Annotated in this window: 17 protein-coding genes and 3 pseudogenes; 14 read left to right on the forward strand and 6 right to left on the reverse strand. The window is 61.0% G+C overall.

What is annotated here, in order from left to right:
- The first annotated feature begins 154 nt into the window (after nucleotides 1–154).
- On the forward strand, nucleotides 155–859 hold the full coding sequence (locus ACN9MO_RS24780; protein WP_244495727.1) for a TetR/AcrR family transcriptional regulator: 705 nt from the start codon (nucleotides 155–157) through the stop codon (nucleotides 857–859).
- Between the two features lie 113 nt (nucleotides 860–972).
- Here ACN9MO_RS24780 and ACN9MO_RS24785 read toward each other — a convergent pair whose 3' ends face one another.
- A complete protein-coding gene (locus tag ACN9MO_RS24785; RefSeq protein ID WP_057255120.1) occupies nucleotides 973–1,581 on the reverse strand; it encodes a TetR/AcrR family transcriptional regulator in 609 nt (202 codons plus the stop codon).
- A 322-nt stretch (nucleotides 1,582–1,903) separates the two neighbouring features.
- Here ACN9MO_RS24785 and ACN9MO_RS24790 point away from each other — a divergent pair, with 322 nt between their 5' ends.
- Nucleotides 1,904–2,566, forward strand: a complete 663-nt coding sequence (locus tag ACN9MO_RS24790) for an FMN-dependent NADH-azoreductase (protein WP_057255119.1) — start codon at nucleotides 1,904–1,906, stop codon at nucleotides 2,564–2,566.
- A 92-nt stretch (nucleotides 2,567–2,658) separates the two neighbouring features.
- Here the strand turns inward: ACN9MO_RS24790 and ACN9MO_RS24795 are convergent.
- A pseudogene (locus ACN9MO_RS24795) lies at nucleotides 2,659–2,894 on the reverse strand (LysR family transcriptional regulator); the annotation flags it as partial.
- 396 nt (nucleotides 2,895–3,290) lie between these two features.
- Here ACN9MO_RS24795 and ACN9MO_RS24800 point away from each other — a divergent pair.
- Complete coding sequence (locus ACN9MO_RS24800; protein WP_057255118.1) at nucleotides 3,291–3,884, forward strand: ankyrin repeat domain-containing protein; 594 nt, start codon at nucleotides 3,291–3,293, stop codon at nucleotides 3,882–3,884.
- A 13-nt stretch (nucleotides 3,885–3,897) separates the two neighbouring features.
- Nucleotides 3,898–4,410 carry a YHS domain-containing (seleno)protein gene (locus ACN9MO_RS24805; RefSeq protein ID WP_112994301.1) on the forward strand — a complete coding sequence of 171 codons (513 nt, stop codon included), beginning with the start codon at nucleotides 3,898–3,900 and terminating at the stop codon, nucleotides 4,408–4,410.
- A gap of 20 nt (nucleotides 4,411–4,430) precedes the next feature.
- Here the strand turns inward: ACN9MO_RS24805 and ACN9MO_RS24810 are convergent, their stop codons facing one another.
- Nucleotides 4,431–6,617 carry an adenylate/guanylate cyclase domain-containing protein gene (locus ACN9MO_RS24810; protein WP_112994302.1) on the reverse strand — a complete coding sequence of 729 codons (2,187 nt, stop codon included), beginning with the start codon at nucleotides 6,615–6,617 and terminating at the stop codon, nucleotides 4,431–4,433.
- Between the two features lie 384 nt (nucleotides 6,618–7,001).
- Nucleotides 7,002–7,358: a hypothetical protein gene (locus tag ACN9MO_RS24815; protein ID WP_244495726.1), complete on the reverse strand. Its 357-nt coding sequence runs from the start codon at nucleotides 7,356–7,358 to the stop codon at nucleotides 7,002–7,004.
- A gap of 13 nt (nucleotides 7,359–7,371) precedes the next feature.
- Between ACN9MO_RS24815 and ACN9MO_RS24820 the strand changes: the two are divergent.
- Nucleotides 7,372–7,467: pseudogene (locus ACN9MO_RS24820) on the forward strand (type II toxin-antitoxin system RelE/ParE family toxin); the annotation flags it as partial.
- Between the two features lie 143 nt (nucleotides 7,468–7,610).
- Here ACN9MO_RS24820 and ACN9MO_RS24825 read toward each other — a convergent pair.
- Nucleotides 7,611–8,948 (reverse strand): PQQ-dependent sugar dehydrogenase, encoded by a 1,338-nt coding sequence (locus ACN9MO_RS24825; protein ID WP_057255114.1) that lies wholly within the window; start codon nucleotides 8,946–8,948, stop codon nucleotides 7,611–7,613.
- A 117-nt stretch (nucleotides 8,949–9,065) separates the two neighbouring features.
- The gene (locus tag ACN9MO_RS24830) at nucleotides 9,066–9,290 is read right to left on the reverse strand and encodes a hypothetical protein (RefSeq protein WP_113133988.1); all 225 of its coding nucleotides are present in this window, start codon (nucleotides 9,288–9,290) and stop codon (nucleotides 9,066–9,068) included.
- 55 nt (nucleotides 9,291–9,345) lie between these two features.
- Here ACN9MO_RS24830 and ACN9MO_RS24835 point away from each other — a divergent pair, with 55 nt between their 5' ends.
- The 9 genes and pseudogenes from ACN9MO_RS24835 (at nucleotide 9,346) to ACN9MO_RS24875 (ending at nucleotide 16,997) form a co-directional block, all read left to right on the forward strand.
- A complete protein-coding gene (locus ACN9MO_RS24835; protein ID WP_425988212.1) occupies nucleotides 9,346–9,522 on the forward strand; it encodes a biotin/lipoyl-binding protein in 177 nt (58 codons plus the stop codon).
- A gap of 64 nt (nucleotides 9,523–9,586) precedes the next feature.
- Nucleotides 9,587–10,027 carry a hypothetical protein gene (locus ACN9MO_RS24840; protein ID WP_113479946.1) on the forward strand — a complete coding sequence of 147 codons (441 nt, stop codon included), beginning with the start codon at nucleotides 9,587–9,589 and terminating at the stop codon, nucleotides 10,025–10,027.
- A gap of 159 nt (nucleotides 10,028–10,186) precedes the next feature.
- Nucleotides 10,187–10,362, forward strand: a pseudogene (locus ACN9MO_RS24845) (ArsR family transcriptional regulator); the annotation flags it as partial.
- 25 nt (nucleotides 10,363–10,387) lie between these two features.
- A complete protein-coding gene (locus ACN9MO_RS24850; RefSeq protein WP_112994676.1) occupies nucleotides 10,388–10,849 on the forward strand; it encodes an SRPBCC family protein in 462 nt (153 codons plus the stop codon).
- Nucleotides 10,850–11,607: 758 nt separating this feature from the next.
- Nucleotides 11,608–14,040, forward strand: a complete 2,433-nt coding sequence (locus ACN9MO_RS24855; protein ID WP_244495635.1) for a heavy metal translocating P-type ATPase — start codon at nucleotides 11,608–11,610, stop codon at nucleotides 14,038–14,040.
- A 102-nt stretch (nucleotides 14,041–14,142) separates the two neighbouring features.
- The gene (gene cueR, locus ACN9MO_RS24860) at nucleotides 14,143–14,613 is read left to right on the forward strand and encodes a Cu(I)-responsive transcriptional regulator (protein ID WP_057251535.1); all 471 of its coding nucleotides are present in this window, start codon (nucleotides 14,143–14,145) and stop codon (nucleotides 14,611–14,613) included.
- A 96-nt stretch (nucleotides 14,614–14,709) separates the two neighbouring features.
- Nucleotides 14,710–15,102, forward strand: coding sequence for a hypothetical protein (locus ACN9MO_RS24865; protein ID WP_057251534.1), 393 nt, complete (start codon nucleotides 14,710–14,712; stop codon nucleotides 15,100–15,102).
- A gap of 204 nt (nucleotides 15,103–15,306) precedes the next feature.
- Complete coding sequence (locus tag ACN9MO_RS24870; protein WP_082615889.1) at nucleotides 15,307–15,537, forward strand: hypothetical protein; 231 nt, start codon at nucleotides 15,307–15,309, stop codon at nucleotides 15,535–15,537.
- Nucleotides 15,537–16,997 carry a TolC family protein gene (locus tag ACN9MO_RS24875; RefSeq protein WP_425988215.1) on the forward strand — a complete coding sequence of 487 codons (1,461 nt, stop codon included), beginning with the start codon at nucleotides 15,537–15,539 and terminating at the stop codon, nucleotides 16,995–16,997. Before ACN9MO_RS24870 ends, ACN9MO_RS24875 begins: the two co-directional genes overlap by 1 nt.
- Nucleotides 16,998–17,010: the final 13 nt, after the last annotated feature.

Genomic DNA, 17,010 nt, shown 5'->3' on the forward strand with positions numbered 1-17,010 from the left:
GCGCGATGATAGTACTTCTTGCGCACTGGGTTTGCCGGTAGCTTTACGACGGCTGCAGCGGCACGATCGCACAGAACTAGCCGGTGCTGCCCCTCCGCGACTTAGAAAGGTCGTCGCATCTGGTTAGGGCTGATAACTGGACATTCTGGTCAATATGACCTATTTGCATGAAAAGTTTTCAGGTTGTCTGTACGTGGCCAAAATCGATCCGATCCGACGCGCCGAAATCGGGCGTGAAAAGCGCGCGAGAACTCGAGCGCAGCTTGTTGCTGCCGCCAATTCGCTGTTTGCTAGGCAGGCGGTGGAATCTGTCACAGTGGATGACGTGGTCAAGGAGGCCGGCGTCGCCAAGGGAACCTTCTACGTTCATTTCGACAGCCTGGAGGCAGTGACCGCAGCGGTCGCGGAGGAGCTGGTGCGGTCCTTCGACGAACTGCTGCAGCCGGGCCGAGGCTCCCTCACCGACCCTGCTCTAAAGATTGCCTTCGGGTGCTACTCATTCATCGACAAGGCTCTCAAAGACCCTCTATGGGCCAGCGTTGTCGCAAGACTGGCGGCAGCGGCGCCGAAGGGCGGCGAGATTGCCCGCCGCCGCCTCTTCGAAGACCTACAGCAGTTCTCGAAGGCATTGCCGGACGACGGGGTGTCTGCAGAGCTGAAACTGGAGATTGTCGTCGGAATCATGCTCCAGATCTTACGCGCGCTCGGCGAAGGAAGGTTGTCCTCGATCGACCGTGACGCTGCCATCAGCGCGATTCTGCGCGCGATCGGCCTCAATGCCCAGGAGGCCAAGTCTGTCCTTATGCGCTTACCGGCAACTCCCATGTCGGACAATTCCTCGCGAAGCGCGACCAAGTAGCGAACATGCGGGGCGGAGCAAGCTTCGCGATTTCGGACTGCTTTGCGAGCGGCACACCCCGGGGGCATGGTACATGCTCTATAATGCCGACACGGAAGCTTCGCCAGAACCCATCAAGGACTCGGGCTCTTGGGTCGGGCGCTCCCGATGGCCCGAAGTGCCGCTTCCAGGGCCTGGCTGGACAATTCAGGGGGGGCGACTCGTTGGAGAATGCCACGGGTCACCTGCAGCCAAATTCCAACGAGGATGTCGACAGCCAGTTCCGGGTCCCTCACTGTCATATGCCCTTGGGCAATCGCCTCAGCAATCTCGGTTTTGAGATTGTCGCGAACACTGCGGGCGAACTCGCCGCGGGTTTGCGCGCTCTGAACGACCAACCGCGCCCAGCCAGTGTCTGAAATCGCTTTTTCCAGTGATTGCGTGAAGGCGAAAGAAATACGGGCGATAGGGTCGCTCATCTCGAACCGATCAGGCGACAGCACGTCGTCGAAACTCCGGCCGAGTTGCCCGGTTACCTCAGAAACCAACTCCTCGATATTCTGGAAGTGATAGTAGAAGGTGCCCTTGGCGAGGCCCGCTGCCTCTGCAACAGCTTCCACTGTGAGGGCCTTGGCGGGCCCTTGCGCGAGCAACATCGTCCCCGCTTCGACGATTTGCGCGTGCGTCCTGGCCCGCCTTTCGCGCCCGATCTTCGCCCGGCGCTCCATATTTATCTTTGCCATTCGTCAACCTGCTCCGCAAATCCCGTGGCTCGCTATGAGCATATAGTCGTTTTGACTATTGCGTTCAATTGTATTGGAGCTTTCGCTTCCCGGCGCCGCGCCCGATCGACGGATGCAGCAGGCCAAGCCATCCTGAAAGGGCAACCGCAAAATCGCGACAGAGGCGATCGAAAGCTGGCGTGACCCATTTCTAATTTCCAGATGATCAGTGAACTTTCATATTGACTATATCGTCGAAATGACTTTATAATCATTTCTGTTGATCGAGACTTCCATCTTGCTCAGCCCCATCCCCGCTCAATTCCGTGTGTGAGGTTCATCGATGCCATCCCTCCTGCATCTCGATTCCAGCATTCTCGGCGGAAACTCCGTCAGCCGAGCGCTTTCGGCGGCTGTGGTCACACGCCTTAAGGATCTCAATCCTGGCTTTGACGTGGTGTATCGCGACCTTGCAGCCCAGCCGATCCCACACCTCTCAGGCAACTACGTAGCCGTGGTCAGGGGAGGCTTGGAAGCGAGCCATGATGCCGCGCTTCAGGCCGACCTTGCGCTTGGCCAAGCTGTTCTGGAAGAGTTCCTGGCAGCCGACACCGTCGTTCTCGGCGTAGCCCAGTATAATTTCAGCGTGCCCAGCCAACTGAAAGCGTGGATTGATCGAATCGCCGTCCCGGGCAAGACGTTTCGGTACACCGAAAAGGGACCCGAAGGCTTGGTGTTCAACAAGCGCGTCATCATAGCGTTGGCGCGCGGCGGCTTCTACGGACCGGGTTCACCAGCAGAGAAATTGGAGCACACGCTGAGCTATCTGAAGAGCGTGCTGACTTTCATCGGAATCGCCAGTCCTGAGGTTATCACTGCAGATGGGGTCAACGTAAGTTCCGAGCAGAGAAAGTCGTCGCTGAAGGAGGCAGCGGCAAAGGTTGCCGAGCTAGAAGATAGCAAAAGCATGTTGGAGAGTCCGTCCGCGCGGGCCTTAATCGCTTAAAAGTGCCGTCTGCCAAGAGAATTAGGAGAGCCAAGCCATCAGCCGGGGACCGGGGCCGACTACCCGGCACGCCGCGCCGCGGGAAGGCCAGGGAAGTCGATGCCCCTCACCTCCATGGGCTCGAACTTGCTGTTGGGCAGATCGATGCCAAGACCTGCGGAGACCAACGACACCAGCGAGAAGGTGTCGTCGCAGTATAGGCGAAACTCTTCGACAGATCGTGCTCCTCGAACTTTTTAGTGAAATATCGCTCAGTGTCAGAGAGGTTCTGCCGTGAGAACGAGATGATCTTCTCGCCCTTCAGATCCTCCACGCCGATCTCGCTTCGGGCAAGGCGACGACACGCGACGTGCTGACGAGGCTCTCGCGCGCAGCTGGTCGGGGCCCCAATCGACTGTGCCCCGGCATCGCCCTCCCCCACGCAGTTAAAGCCAGCGCACCATTTTGCCTGAGGCAATGCCGGCCGGACAGATTCACGCGTTTGACACCAAGCACCCCTTTGGTGGACCTCACCGCGGCACAATCCGCGTTAGATACGCTGTGCAGTCAGGGCCGGTGCTATGCCGCACAGTGTTTGACAAAGACCCGCGTGCCCGCTTTGAAACCTACTACTCTCCTTATGATTGTGATCGCCCACAAGGAGGGGCTTACACGAGACTAGGCGCGTCGCCGCCTACCCAAAAAACAGGGTCCATGCTATTTTAGAAACCTAGAAAGGCCAGCCATGCGCGGGTTATTGGCATTGGAAACGCTGATCTTCACGGCGACAATCGCCGCCGCGGGGAATTCCGTGTTCGATGCCGTAACAGCCCGAGATTCCGCCGCTGTCGAGAAGGCTCTGGCCTCGGGCGCCGATGTCAACAGCCGGGCGCACGATCAAGCAACGCCTCTGATAAACGCTGCTTTGGCCGACCAGCTCGCAATCGCCGAGTTGCTGATACATAAAGGTGCCGACGTTATGGCGCGAAACTCTGGCGGCTTTACCCCGCTTCATGCCGCGGCCTTTTCTGGCAGCCTGCCGATCACCAAACTACTGCTCGCCCACGGCGCGACGCTCGACGATGCGGCCAATAAGGCGGGTGTGACGCCGCTGATGGTTGCCGGGGAGGAAAACCACGTCGCTCTCGCTACGTTTCTTCTCGCCAGGGGAGCCGATGTCGGCCGTGTGGAGGTTCACGGCTACACGCCCATCACACGGGCGTTTTGGAAAGGCAATACCGACATTGTCCGGCTGTTGAAGCGGCATGGCGCGACCTGTCCTCCGGCCAGCGTTTTGGGCGACGACGATTACATGAAGTGTTTGGGAATCCACGATTGAGCAGGAGGGAACGATGCATGCGATGAGCAAACGCGCTCCGACTCGGGGGCTTCGCGGATCTGTGGCGATGGTTATCCTTGCGATCGCAGCCAATGTTGGTGGACCATCAGCTTTCGCCGATGACTCGGTGAACACAGGCTACTTCGGCGGCGTAGCGATCATGGGATACGACCCGGTCGCCTACTTCACCCGCGGCAAGGCAATGAAAGGTTCCGAAAAATTCTCCTACGAATGGCTGGGGACGCCCTGGCATTTCGCCAATGCCAAACACCGCGAAATGTTTATCAGCGAGCCGATGAAGTATGCGCCGCAGTATGGCGGCTACTGCGCGGGCGAGGTCGCATTCGGGTCAGTCACGGTAAACATCGATCCAGAAGCGTTCAAGATTATCGACGGCAAGCTTTACTTGACCTACGATCAGGGCGGTGCGAACTGGTTTGCGACCCACGCGGTGGAAGCAGTGGCCAAAGCCGATGACAATTGGCCGAAGATCGCGGCCGACCTCAAGCTGGATCAATATCACTGAACCGCCACGGATGCGCGTATCTATTTGACTGGCGAGAAGTAGAAGACCTTGCTCGAGTTCACGTAAGCATAGCCGCCTTCATCGGGCGAACTTGCACGTTTGTAGACCGGGCCGCAATCGGCTTGACCAAATGCGTTTTCACTCTGCTCACAGAGCAAGTCCCCCTTGACGAAAACCGTTTCGGTCATCATCTGCGTTGCTGAGCGGAATGCCGCCTTGCCATCGCGGTTAACCTGCAGGAGTGCCGGGCTTCCGGAGGGGCCGATCTTACCCCGCAGAAGTTTCCCCATGACCGTGCTCGCTATTTCGTCACTGTTCAACCGGTCGTGCGCGTCGCCTTGGAATCCGAATGGCCACTCCGGCATACCGGCCTCGCGCAGGGCATCGAGGATAAACGCCAAGTCCTGCTCGTTTCGAAAGTGGGCATGACTCATCCGCCAGCCCGCCAGGGACTCCGCAGATTTGCTACCGCCGAGCAGCCGGATTCCTTCGGCGACAGCCGCACGGGCATCCTCAAGCCGGGCGACCTGGACGTAGGCCATAGCGAGAGGGGTAACGAAATAGCCGTTTCCGGGCGAACCATCGCGCGCAAGCGCAAAATTTTCGATGGCCTTCACGTAGTCGCGTTGTAGATAGAAAATCAGCCCAGCGGTATACCGGTCGATGGCCGACAGGTTCGGATCGAGCTTGAGCGCCGTCTCGACGGCCGCAGCGGCTTCGGCAAGGTTTCCGGAGAACAGTTGAACGTATGCGACGGCCATCTGCGCTTCGGCATCGGCGGACCCGAGGGCTATCGCCTGCCGTGCTGAGGCGATGGCCTCTTCATAGCGTCGCTCCACGACCTGAATGACGGCAAGGACCGCGTACGGCGATGAAAGGGCGGGGTCGAGCGCCAAGGCACGGCTTGCCTTGTCGTAGGCCCTTTTTCGCGCCAATGCGCTCTGGAGAACGTCGTCAAATGCGTTTCGCCAGACGTAAGCGGTGGCGCGCGCGTCGGCCGCGAAGGCCTCAGCAAAACCGGGGTCGAGCGCCTCCGCCTTGTCAAACAGGGCTAGGGCCTCCAGCAACTCGGAAGGGCGTCCGGTCCTCGTCGCCTGCTCGGCCCGCAGATAATTGTCATATGCTTCAAGGTTCGCGGTCGGCGGTCGGGCAATCCGTTCGGTCTGCGACCGGGTCAACTCTAACCCGAGTGCCTTAGCGATCTGCCTGCTCATCTCGTCTTGCAGCACGAATACCTCCGCTTCGTCCCGGTCGAACCTCTTGGCCCAAACATGGTCGCCGCTTGCGATATCGATCAGTTGGGCATTGATGCGGATTTGATCCCCCGTTCGACGAACGCTGCCCTCGACGACAAAATGCACGCCGAGTTTGCGTCCGATGTCCGCCGCAGCTTCGGCTTTGCCTTTGTAAGCGAACACCGAATTCCGGGCGGTGACCTCCACGTCCGATAGACTTGCGAGATCGGTAATCAGATCGTCGGTGATGCCATCGGTGAAATAATCCTCGGCCGGGTCGCCGCTCAGATTGGCGAATGGCAGCACCGCAACCGATGTATGCTGCGGGGCAAACGACCATTGCCATGCGAAGACGATCGCCAAGGTTCCGATCAGCATCGCGGCGAGGCCCACTACCAAGATAATAGCCCGACGGCCGTGCCTGCGGCCGACCGTCAAGACCTTTCCCCCCTCGGATGGGTCGAGCAGAACGCGATAGACACGGACCGGGTCGGCTATATTTTTCAGGTGCTGCTCACCGAGGGCCGAAAAGCCGACATTGGCCTTGTGCACGGCGTGATCGAACGCGGTTCCGGATATACATATCCCGCCAGGCTGGGCCACACTTTGCAGTCGCGCGGCTATGTTCACGCCGTCGCCGTAGATGTCATCGCCTTCGACGATGACGTCACCGAGATTGATGCCAATACGGAACTGAATTCGCTGTGCCGCGGTAACAGCCTCGCAGCGGCCGGCCATTCTCCGCTGGATCACGGCGGCACATTGAACCGCGTCCACAACGCTCGCGAATTCAACGAGCGCACCATCGCCCATGAGCTTGATGATGCGGCCATGGAAGTCGGCTATGGCGGGATCAACCAACTCCCGGCGGCAGGCCTTCAGCCGCTCTAGGGTGCCAACCTCGTCCTCTCCCATCAGGCGGCTATAGCCGACAACATCAGCAGAGAGTATTGCGGTGAGCCGCCTCTCCATTTTCCCGCCCACACTCCAATGGCCAACTTTATCCTACCACTTCGAGGGCGCGCAGGCATCGCAATGTTCTAGTGAAGCCATCACGAAGCTTACATCGCATAGCCCTGATTTTGGCGGGCGTGCTGTGCTGTGTGCTCCACTCCATTGTCGCCCGCATGCTGCCGCTCCGGTGACACTCGCAACGTTTCGCCCGGCTTCAGATCAAGGAATGCCGTCAGGCCAGTACGACCACGCCAAGCCAGCCAGCAAGAGCGTTACCTCCTCGCCTTCCCCCAGCCAGCCGGCCTCGCCTCAGATTCGGAGCCGGCGCCGCTGCCTCGATCGCCTATGTAACGGGGCCGTCGAAGAGCAGGGAGACGCGGAGCCCTTGCCATTCCTTCAGCCTTAGCGGACTTTCACGTTGGCGTGCTGGTTGGCGGCATCGGTATCAGTAGCGGGCGTCTGGGTGTCATGGCCGGTGAAGGGACTGCCCTGACCGGGCGCCAAGGTACCACTATGGCCTGCACTGTTTGTCGTGAAAGCGTGTGTGTTGGAAGATGCTGTGCCGCCAGCCGCCAATCCGTTCTGTTGCGCTTGGAATAGATGGTCGTCCGCTTGGGCGATCGCACCGGAGGAGATCAGCAAGGCCGCCGAGGCGGTAATCAAGGTAACGATCCTCATTGCAATAACTCCATCTTTTTTGTTGTCGAAGCGTATGACACGCCTGCTGGCGTCGTTATTCCTTTCGATGCGGTTGGCCACGATAGAATATGGGCTATCGCACAAGCCTTGGCGGTTGATCTACCGCGTCGTGGGATCGGACAGTATGGTCTATTGCGTCGCCGATGGGTCGCGAGACATGCAGTCATTCTCGAAAGGCGCCTATTCTGAGCAACAAGCTGAGGCTGTGCTGATACTGCGCTTAGGCTCGCCGTCAGGCGCTTTGTCGGCTTTCGGAGACGAACTCACGCCCCTCCCCTTCGCCAAAATGAGTTCTATACCTGCGCTCGGTTCTCAATTGCGTCGGCTTACGCGCCAAATGACGTTGCCGACGTCATCTGCCACAAGCAATGCGCCGCTTTTGTCGATCGCTACGCCGACCGGACGACCCATTGCCTTGTTGTCGGGGCCGATAAAGCCCGTGAGAATATCCTGTGGCCGGCCACTGGGTTTGCCATTTCGGAAAGGCACGAAGACAACCTTGTAGCCGCTGTAGACGCTCCGGTTCCAGGAGCCGTGCTGACCAACGAAAGCTCCGTTGCGATAGAGTGGGCCGATTGAAGCGCCCTTTGAGAACGTAAGACCCAGCGAGGCGGTGTGCGAGCCCAGCGCATAGTCCGGCTTGATAGCCTTGGCGACGAGATCGGGACGCTGTGGCTTGACGCGGGCGTCGACGTTCCCGCCGAAATAGCTGTAGGGCCAGCCGTAGAAGCCTCCATCGCGGACGGAGGTCATGTAGTCGGGGACGAGATCGTTACCGATCTCATCCCGTTCGTTGACGGCGACCCAGAGTTCGCCGCTCTGCGGATTCCAGGAGAGGCCGTTCGGGTTGCGCAGGCCCGAGGCGAAGACGCGCGTGCGGCGGCTTGCGCGGTCGATCTCGAGAACAGCGGCCCGGTTCGCCTCCGCTGCCATGCCGTTTTCCCCGACATTGCTGTTCGAGCCGACTGTAACGTACAGTTTGCGCCCGTCAGGGCTGGCGGTGACGTCCTTGGTCCAATGGTGGTTGAGATCGCCCGCCGGCAGATCGACAATCTTTTGCGCCGGAGCAGTTATACGGGTGCGGCCGCTCCTGTAGGGGAAGGCGACGAGGGCATCGGTGTTGGCGACGTAGATCGTGCCGTTCGAAAGAGTCATGCCGAAGGGCGAATTCAGTCCCTCCAGAAACCTCCGGCGCATGTCGGCGGCGCCATCTCCATCGGTGTCGCGCAGGAGCGTGATCCGATTGGCGCTTTTGGTTGCCGCGCCGGCACGCTTCATTGCGGCGCCCATGACCAGCTTGCGGAGGCTGAAGCCGCCGCCCTTCTTTTCCGGCGCGTTACTTTCAGCAACCAGCACATCGCCATTGGGCAGGACGTGCAGCCAACGGGGGTGGTCGAGACCTGTGGCGAAGGCATTGACCCTTAAGCCTTTTGCGGGCGTCGGCGCCGTGCCGTCCCGCCAACCTTTCGCTTCGGCGATCCGGATCGTGGGGATAAGCGTCGGTCGCGGCTTTGGCAGCGTCGGGTTCGGCCCATAGCCGCCGTTGGAGGCAATTGCCCCCGTCTTCTGATCCGAAACGGCGACACAACCGGTGGCGAGGACACCTATGATGGAGACAATGATCGAGAGTCGCGGGATCCCGGTATTCATCGGATGTCCTCCGAACGGAATGCATTTTTCGCCGCTTGTAACTTAGACACGAACCTCGCCGTTATTATTCCGTGGTTTTTGTGATCCGAGGTTCGCGCCCTGCGCGGCCAATCCACCCTACCCTTGCGGAGCAAGGCTCGTTCTGATGCCAGCCGCGGCAAAGCGGGTGAGCTGAATCTGGGTTGCATCCTCGGTGTAAAGGACGTGAACCGCGCGGCCGCTCGCCGTGAGCTTTTCAGCTTCCTTGAAGGCGTCTTCAAAACTGACAGGTATTGCATCACTGGGCGTAGGGGGATCGTCCGGTTCCAACACGTAGAATGTGGCGTTTCGGATGTCTGTCATCGGTGCGCTCCTTTCGCGCAACAATAGCTGGCGAGCGCGATAGTTCCGCTGCATCATCGTTTCGCTTGCGCCCGACGTCACCGGGCTCGTCGATCGCGTTGCGGTCGCCGACAATGCCGTGGTTCGCAAGGGCGACGTTCTCTTCACCGTCGACAGGAGCCGGCGGCCTTCTCGCAGCCGGATTCGGGCCGCGTGCTTGGAACTAATGACGGGCAAGACTGTTCAGCTGTGACTTTGGCATGACGCTGACGCGCCCTCCTGGCTGGGTAAGCCTCGATTATGAGGAGACTCGCATCATGAAGATTTCGTCCAGATTTCGTTCAGTCGCGGCTGCGGTTATCGCTGCAGCAGGAATCAGCTTTGCCGGCTCCGCGCATGCCGACAGCGGTACGATCAGCTTCTCAGTCTACAAGGCTGCCTTCTTTGTGGGTGGTTCTGGCGGCGAGGGCACGCTGACCTTCCATGGTCGCCGCTATCCCATCTCTGTCGGCGGCATCTCGGGCGGCCTCGCCTTCGGGGCTTCTAAGACCTATTTCCATGGTACCGTTCGCCACATTCGCCGCGCCCGAGATGTGACGGGGGTCTACGGTGCGGTAGGCGGTGGCAGCGCGGTCGGCAAAGGGGCCCAGGTGATCGCCATGACCAATGACAAGGGTGCCCAACTCGAGCTCTCAGGCAAGCAGGTAGGCCTGCAAGTCAACGCCGATCTCAGCGGACTTGCCATCACGGTGAAGTAAGGGCCGTCGCTCCGTTCGTCGTCCCTGCAGTCGGCCCACTACGCTGAATACAAGGGTCGGCTTTCAGCGTTGGTCAATTCCAAACTTTGGGCCCCCGCCCATCTTCATGCCAGCAGCCTTGGGGTCAAAACCGGGATTGATCCTGAGGGCGATACGTGCCTCGTCGTCACGCAGAAGGTTGGATGGGTGAGATCTGCAAGCTTGGGAAACGCGGCCTCAAGGCGGACGCCGAGTGGATCGAGGCGCATCGCAAGCTCGTCGGGGCCCGCTTCGAAGCATTGGACGAAATCATCAGCGAAATGAAAAAAGAGGGAAGCGATGATTCAGCAAGTTAACAGTCCCGGTGGTGAGTAGCACGGCATGTCAGTCGAGCGCAGAGGGGATCGCGAACTCGTCGTAACGCGGACATTCAATGCGCCGCCGAGCACGGCTTACAGGGCGTGGAGCCAGCCCGAGCTGTTCCAGCGCTGGTGGGTGCCAAAATCGGCATCCGGCGTTTCGCTCGTATCGTGCGATATGGACGTCCGTACCGGCGGCAAATATCGGCTGGAATTCGGCGCCGGCGGTTCGGACACCATGGCCTTCTACGGCAAGTATCTCGAGGTGGTGCCGAACGAGCGCATCGTCTGGACCAACGACGAGGGCGAAGAGGGCGCGGTCACGACCGTAACCTTCGAGGACCAGGGCGGGAAGACGCTGCTGAATTTCCACGAAATCTATCCGTCCAAGGAGGCGCTTGAGGAAACACTACAGGGCTCGGCGGCCGCATTGCCGGAACAGCTGGAGCAGCTCGACGAATTGCTTTCAAGCAAAGACGAGTAGCGCGGGTCGGGAAACTCGCCTCCGGGGGAACGTATGCTCTTGGGAACTCCACCGGCCATTCCGGAAGGAGCGAGGGCGCAAAGCCGTTGTTGAGCGTGGACCGCAGTTGGCATCGAGCACGATGTCGGACCAGCTTCTCTTCGCCTTGACCAGATTCGAACCTTCCGTCAGGGCTTTCGAATGCGAGAGCTTCTGGCTCACCTGGGACCGAGCTGAAATTGATAACGGCCGCACGTGGCCGCCGTTATCAAGTTTCCCAGTCGGCTTGCGATCAGTCTTCCTCGTCCTCGAATGCTTCTTCGCACGTCCGCCGGAAGGACGGCACGACCATCAGCACGAACATGCCAACCGTTGCGATAAGGAGCATAAGACTGATCGGGCGCGAGATGGTCATTGCGCGGCGAATGTTCGTTTCGAGAAGCGGACCGAGGACGAAGCCAAGTAACGGCGGGCCCGCTTAAATCGCGCGAGAGCGACTAATCAATTTTACATCAAGGACATACGCAAACGGAAACACCAAGATTTTTTGGGTTTGTGCCGTGTGTTTTTGGCGCCGCTTCAAATTAGTTTTGGCCCATCAGGGTTGGCGGCGCAGAGAAAGTTCGGCAGCGCCATTGACCTTCCCATCGTTGGAAGCTCCATCTTGTGACAAAGACAGCGAAAGGAGCACGATCATGGGATCGGTGACCCCCATTAGAACGAACAATCTCGAAGCGATTTCCGCGGCCGCGCTGAGTGCGAGCATACCCGTCGAGGGCATGACCTGCGCGTCCTGCGTCTCCCGCGTTGAAAAGGCGATCCGCGCCGTGCCTGGTGTCACCGAAGCCTCGGTCAACCTCGCAACGGAACGCGCCGATGTTCGCTTCGATGCCAGCACCAAGTCCGCCGACATCGTCAAGGCGATCGAAAATGCAGGGTACGGCGCCGCCGAAGACACGATCGAACTCACAATCGAAGGCATGACCTGCGCCTCCTGCGTCGCGCGCATCGAGAAGGCGCTGAAGACCGTGCCGGGCGTCACGGAAGCCAGTGTCAATCTGGCGACCGAGCGCGCCTCCGTACACGTGACGAAGGGGATCGCAACGGCCGCCGCGCTCGAGGAGGCGGTTCGCGTTGCCGGCTACGCCGCCAAGCGCATCACCGGCGACGAAAGCGTCGACCGCGAAGGCGAGAAGCGCGAACAGGAGACCCGCAAGCTCGCACGCTCGCTGCTGATCGCCGGCGTCCTGACGCTGCCGATCTTCGTGCTCGAAATGGGCTCGCACTTCATCCCGGCCGTGCATGATTTCGTCATGACCAATATCGGCATGCAGGAAAGCTGGTATCTGCAGTTCGTGCTGACGACGCTGGTGCTCTTCGGCCCGGGCCTGCGCTTCTATGAGAAGGGCGTCCCCGCCCTCTTCCGCCTGGCGCCCGACATGAACTCGCTTGTCGCGATCGGCACGTCGGCCGCCTGGATCTATTCGGTCGTCGCAACCTTTGCACCGGATCTGCTGCCTGACGGCACTGCCAACGTCTACTACGAGGCGGCGGCCGTCATCGTCACGCTGATCCTGCTCGGCCGCTTCCTCGAAGCACGCGCCAAGGGCCGGACATCCGAGGCGATCAAGCATCTGATGGGCCTGCAGGCAAAGACCGCCCGCTTGGTCCGCAACGGCGAGACGATCGAGGTCCCGCTTTCCGACGTGCACGCCGGCGATACCGTACTGGTGCGTCCCGGCGACCGGGTTCCGGTCGATGGCAGCGTCATCGACGGCAACTCCTATGTCGACGAATCGATGATTACCGGCGAGCCGGTTCCGGTTGAAAAGATCGCCGGCAGCGAGGTGGTCGGCGGCACGATCAACAAGACCGGCTCCTTCACCTTCCGTGCAACCAAGGTCGGCGCCGACACGGTGCTGGCGCAGATCATCCGCATGGTCGAGCAGGCCCAGGGCGCGAAGCTGCCGATCCAGTCGCTGGTCGATCGCGTCACCGCCTGGTTCGTGCCCGCAGTCATCGCCATCGCGCTTTTGACCTTCGGCATCTGGCTGGTCTTCGGCCCCGATCCGGCGCTGACCTTCGCGCTCGTCAACGGCGTCGCAGTTCTGATCATCGCCTGCCCCTGCGCCATGGGCCTTGCCACCCCGACGTCGATCATGGTCGGCACCGGACGCGCCGCCGAAATGGGCGTACTCTTCCGCAAGGGCGAGGCACTGCAGATGCTGCGCAATGCCGCCGTCATCGCCGTCGACAAGACCGGTACCTTGACCAAGGGACGGCCTGAACTGACCGACCTAGAAACCGCCGCAGGCTTCGACCGCGATACCGTTCTGGCACTGGTCGCCGCCGTCGAAACCCGCTCCGAGCATCCGATCGCCGAAGCAATCGTCGAGGCCGCAAAGACAAAGGGCCTGGCAATCGCCGAGCCGGCGAAGTTCGAGGCCATCCCCGGCTTCGGCGCCAGCGCCGAAGTCACGGGCCGCACCGTCCATGTCGGCGCCGACCGGCTGATGGCGCAGTTGAAGCTCGACGTTTCCGCTTTCGCCGAGCAGGCGACCCGCCTGGGTTCCGAAGGCAAGAGCCCGCTCTATGCGGCGATCGACGGCAAGCTTGCGGCGATCATCGCCGTTGCCGACCCGATCAAGGAGACGACGCCGCAGGCGATCCGCATGCTGCACGAGCTTGGCTTGAAGGTCGCGATGATCACCGGCGACAACCGCCGCACCGCCGAAGCCATCGCCGCCAAGCTCGGCATTGACGAGGTCATCGCCGAAGTCCTGCCCGACGGCAAGGTCGCAGCGCTGAAGAAGCTGAAGCAAGGCGGACGCGCGGTCGCCTTCGTCGGCGACGGCATCAACGACGCGCCGGCGCTGGCCGAAGCCGATGTCGGGCTGGCGATCGGCACCGGCACGGATGTCGCCATCGAAAGCGCCGATGTGGTGCTGATGTCCGGCGATCTGCTCGGTGTCCCGAATGCGATCGCACTGTCGAAGGCGACGATCCGCAACATCAAGGAGAACCTGTTCTGGGCCTTCGCCTATAATGTTGTGCTGATCCCGGTAGCAGCCGGCGCGCTCTATCCGGCCTACGGCCTGCTCTTGTCGCCGATCTTCGCGGCCGGCGCCATGGCATTGTCGAGCGTCTTCGTGCTCGGCAACGCGCTGCGGCTGAGGGCATTCCGCCCGGTCGCGGCAGGACGCGCGGCGTAAGATCGACATTCTCCCCGGCTTCCCGCCACAGCATGGCGGAAGCCGGGGAGAGCCCTTATATTCGAAGGGAATGGCCGCGAAGGCGGCTGCAAGGATGAAATCATGAATATCGGCGAAGCTTCACGCGCCTCCGGCGTCTCGACGAAAATGATCCGCTATTACGAGACGATCGGCCTCATTCCACAGGCCGACCGCAGCGAAGCCGGCTACCGCAACTATGGCGACAACGACGTCCATACGCTGCGCTTCATCCGCCGCTCGCGGGATCTCGGCTTCACCGTCGAGCAGATGGCCGACCTTTTGGCGCTGTGGCGCGACCGATCGCGTGCCAGCGGCGAGGTCAAGAAGATCGCCCTCGAACATGTCGAGATCCTGGAACGCAAGGCGGAGGAGCTGAAGGCGATGAGCCGGACGCTGAAGCATCTCGCGGCCCATTGCCATGGCGACGGACGACCGGACTGTCCTATTCTTGACGATCTGGCCGATGCCGGGAACACCCCAGCAAAGCAGGCGGAGCCCGCCCGTTTCGGCACGGCCGGCATCGATCCTGTTCGCAACCGCCGCCGCGGATGACGTGGTCCCATGCGCTTGGCAAAGTCTCACGCATTCGTGACGGTGCGAAGCGCAAGCGGCATTGACAGGAATCGCGGGCGTTTTTACGGATCGATTATGGAAAAGGTGCGAACCACATATCTGCGTTTGCTGATTGTGCTGAAGCTGGCAGTCATGCTGTCGCTGGCCCTGCTGCCCTATTCCACCGCATCCGGCATGACACATGCGGCCACGCACGGCTCGAAGCAGATCGAAGCGTCCTCAGACAACCCGATCCAGGCAGCGACCGAGCATTGCCCGAGCCTCGACAAGGGCAAGGTGAAGCCGACCCAGGATAGCGGCAAGGCCGACAAGAAGGATTGCTGCAAGACCTTCTGTGCCGCCGTTGCAGTCCTTGCCGATACCGGCGCTAGCCATCCCGTTTTCCCGCGCTCCATCCGCAACTTCGGACCGCAGCCGCAGCTGACCCCAGGTGAGCTCGACGGCCTACATCGCCCTCCAAAAGCCTGACTTTGTGAAGCCGTGACCGCTTCTGCATGTTGCCTTTTATCCTAGCCGATTGAAGGGCAAAAACATGCAGCAGAGCAAAGCGCTGTGGCCGCCTTTTGCGCGTCAACTGAAACGCGAGGCACCGTAGCACGGTCAGCGATGAGGCCCGCCCGGACCACTGCCGGTCGGTCGCCGACCTCTGCCATTCACATTTCAGGTTTGACCATGAAACGTTTGTTTTCCATGGCGCTCCTGCCCATCATTCTGGGCGGATGCGCTGCCACATTGCCTGCCGAGGTTTCAAGCCTTGGCGATCCCGCCGACGGCACCAGCGGAATTCGTAGCCTCCAGTATCGAAGCCCTGTTGTCGGCTATACCCACCGCGAGCCGATCGGCCCGAAGCCGTGGGGTCCATTGAACGACGCCCAATCGCCCAAGAAGGGGGACGCGTCATGATGAGCCGCAAGATCAAGCTGGCGGCGCTCATCGGCCTGCCGCTCGTGCTCGCCGGCTGCGCGACCAACGCAGAGTATTCGGCCAAGGACGCGGGTTTTACGACGGTGGATGCGAAGGTTGCGACAGCTGCGACCAAGAAAAGCGTCTGGATCCAGAACCGAGAACAGGCGGACAAGGTCAATGCCGAGGTCAAGGCGCTCTTGAAGCGCAAGACGATCGACGCTGACACCGCCGTTCAGATCGCGCTTCTCAACAACAAGGGTCTTCAAGCGACCTACGCCGATCTTGGCGATGCCTCGGCGGACGCCTGGCAGGCGACCCTTTTCCTTAACCCCACCGTCTCGATCGGCACGACCGGGATCGGCGCGCCGGAACTCGAAGCCTACCGCGCAATCGAGGGCCTGGTCACCACCAACATCCTGGCGCTGCTGACGCGCGACAAGACCATTGCCATCGCCGATGCCCGTTTTCGCCAGGCGCAACTTTCAGCAGCGCTCAGGACCCTGGAACTTGCCGCTGAAGCCCGTCGCGCCTGGATCGAGGCCGTCGCTGCTTGGGAAACCGTCGGACAGTTGAGCCGGGCCCAGATTGCTGCTGACGCCTCCTCGGAACTTGCCGCCAAGCTCGGTGAAACCGGTGCCATGGGCAAGGGCGCGCAGGCGCGGGAACATGTCTTCAATGCGGAACTTGCCGGACAGGCGGCCGAGGCGCGACTTGCCGCGCGGCTTGCCAAGGAGAACCTCACACGACGGATGGGCCTGTGGGGATCCGATGTCGACTACCAGGTACCGAACCGCCTGCCGGACCTGCCGAAGACGCTTGCCCGCAAGGATAGCATCGAGGCGGAGGCGCTGAAGCGACGCGTCGACTTGCAGATCGCCCGTCTCGATCTCGAGGCCGTCGCAAAATCCTACAAGCTGACCGAGGCGACCCGCTTCGTCACCGATCTGGAACTCGTCGCTGGTGCGGAAGCGGAACGGGAGCAAGAGGATCACGGCACCAAGGTCGAGACGACGGGCCAGTTCGAGCTCGAATTCGTCATCCCGATCTTCGACAGCGGCAACGCGCGCATGCGCAAGGCAGAGCTTGCCCACATGCGCTCGGCCAACCTGCTTGCCGAAAAGGCGGTCAACATCCGCTCCGAGGCGCGCTCCGCCTATGAGGCCTATCGCTCGCGCTACGATATCGCCCGCCACTATCGCAACAGCATCGTGCCGCTGCGCAGCAAGATCGAGGAGGAGGCGACGCTTAGCTACAACGGGATGATCACCAGCACCTTCGAACTGCTTGCCGACGTCAGGGCGAGGGTCGATTCGACCGTTCTCTCAGTCAATGCGAAACGCGATTTCTGGCTCGCCGACAGCGATCTGATGACGGCGATCCACGGTGGCGGATCAGGCGGAGCAGCCGAAGCAACGGCCGCCCCCGCGACGGCGGAAGCCGGCGCTGCAGGGCATTGAGAAGGAATAGGAT

The organism is Ensifer sp. R-19, assembly GCF_049905105.1.
GTDB lineage: Bacteria > Pseudomonadota > Alphaproteobacteria > Rhizobiales > Rhizobiaceae > Ensifer.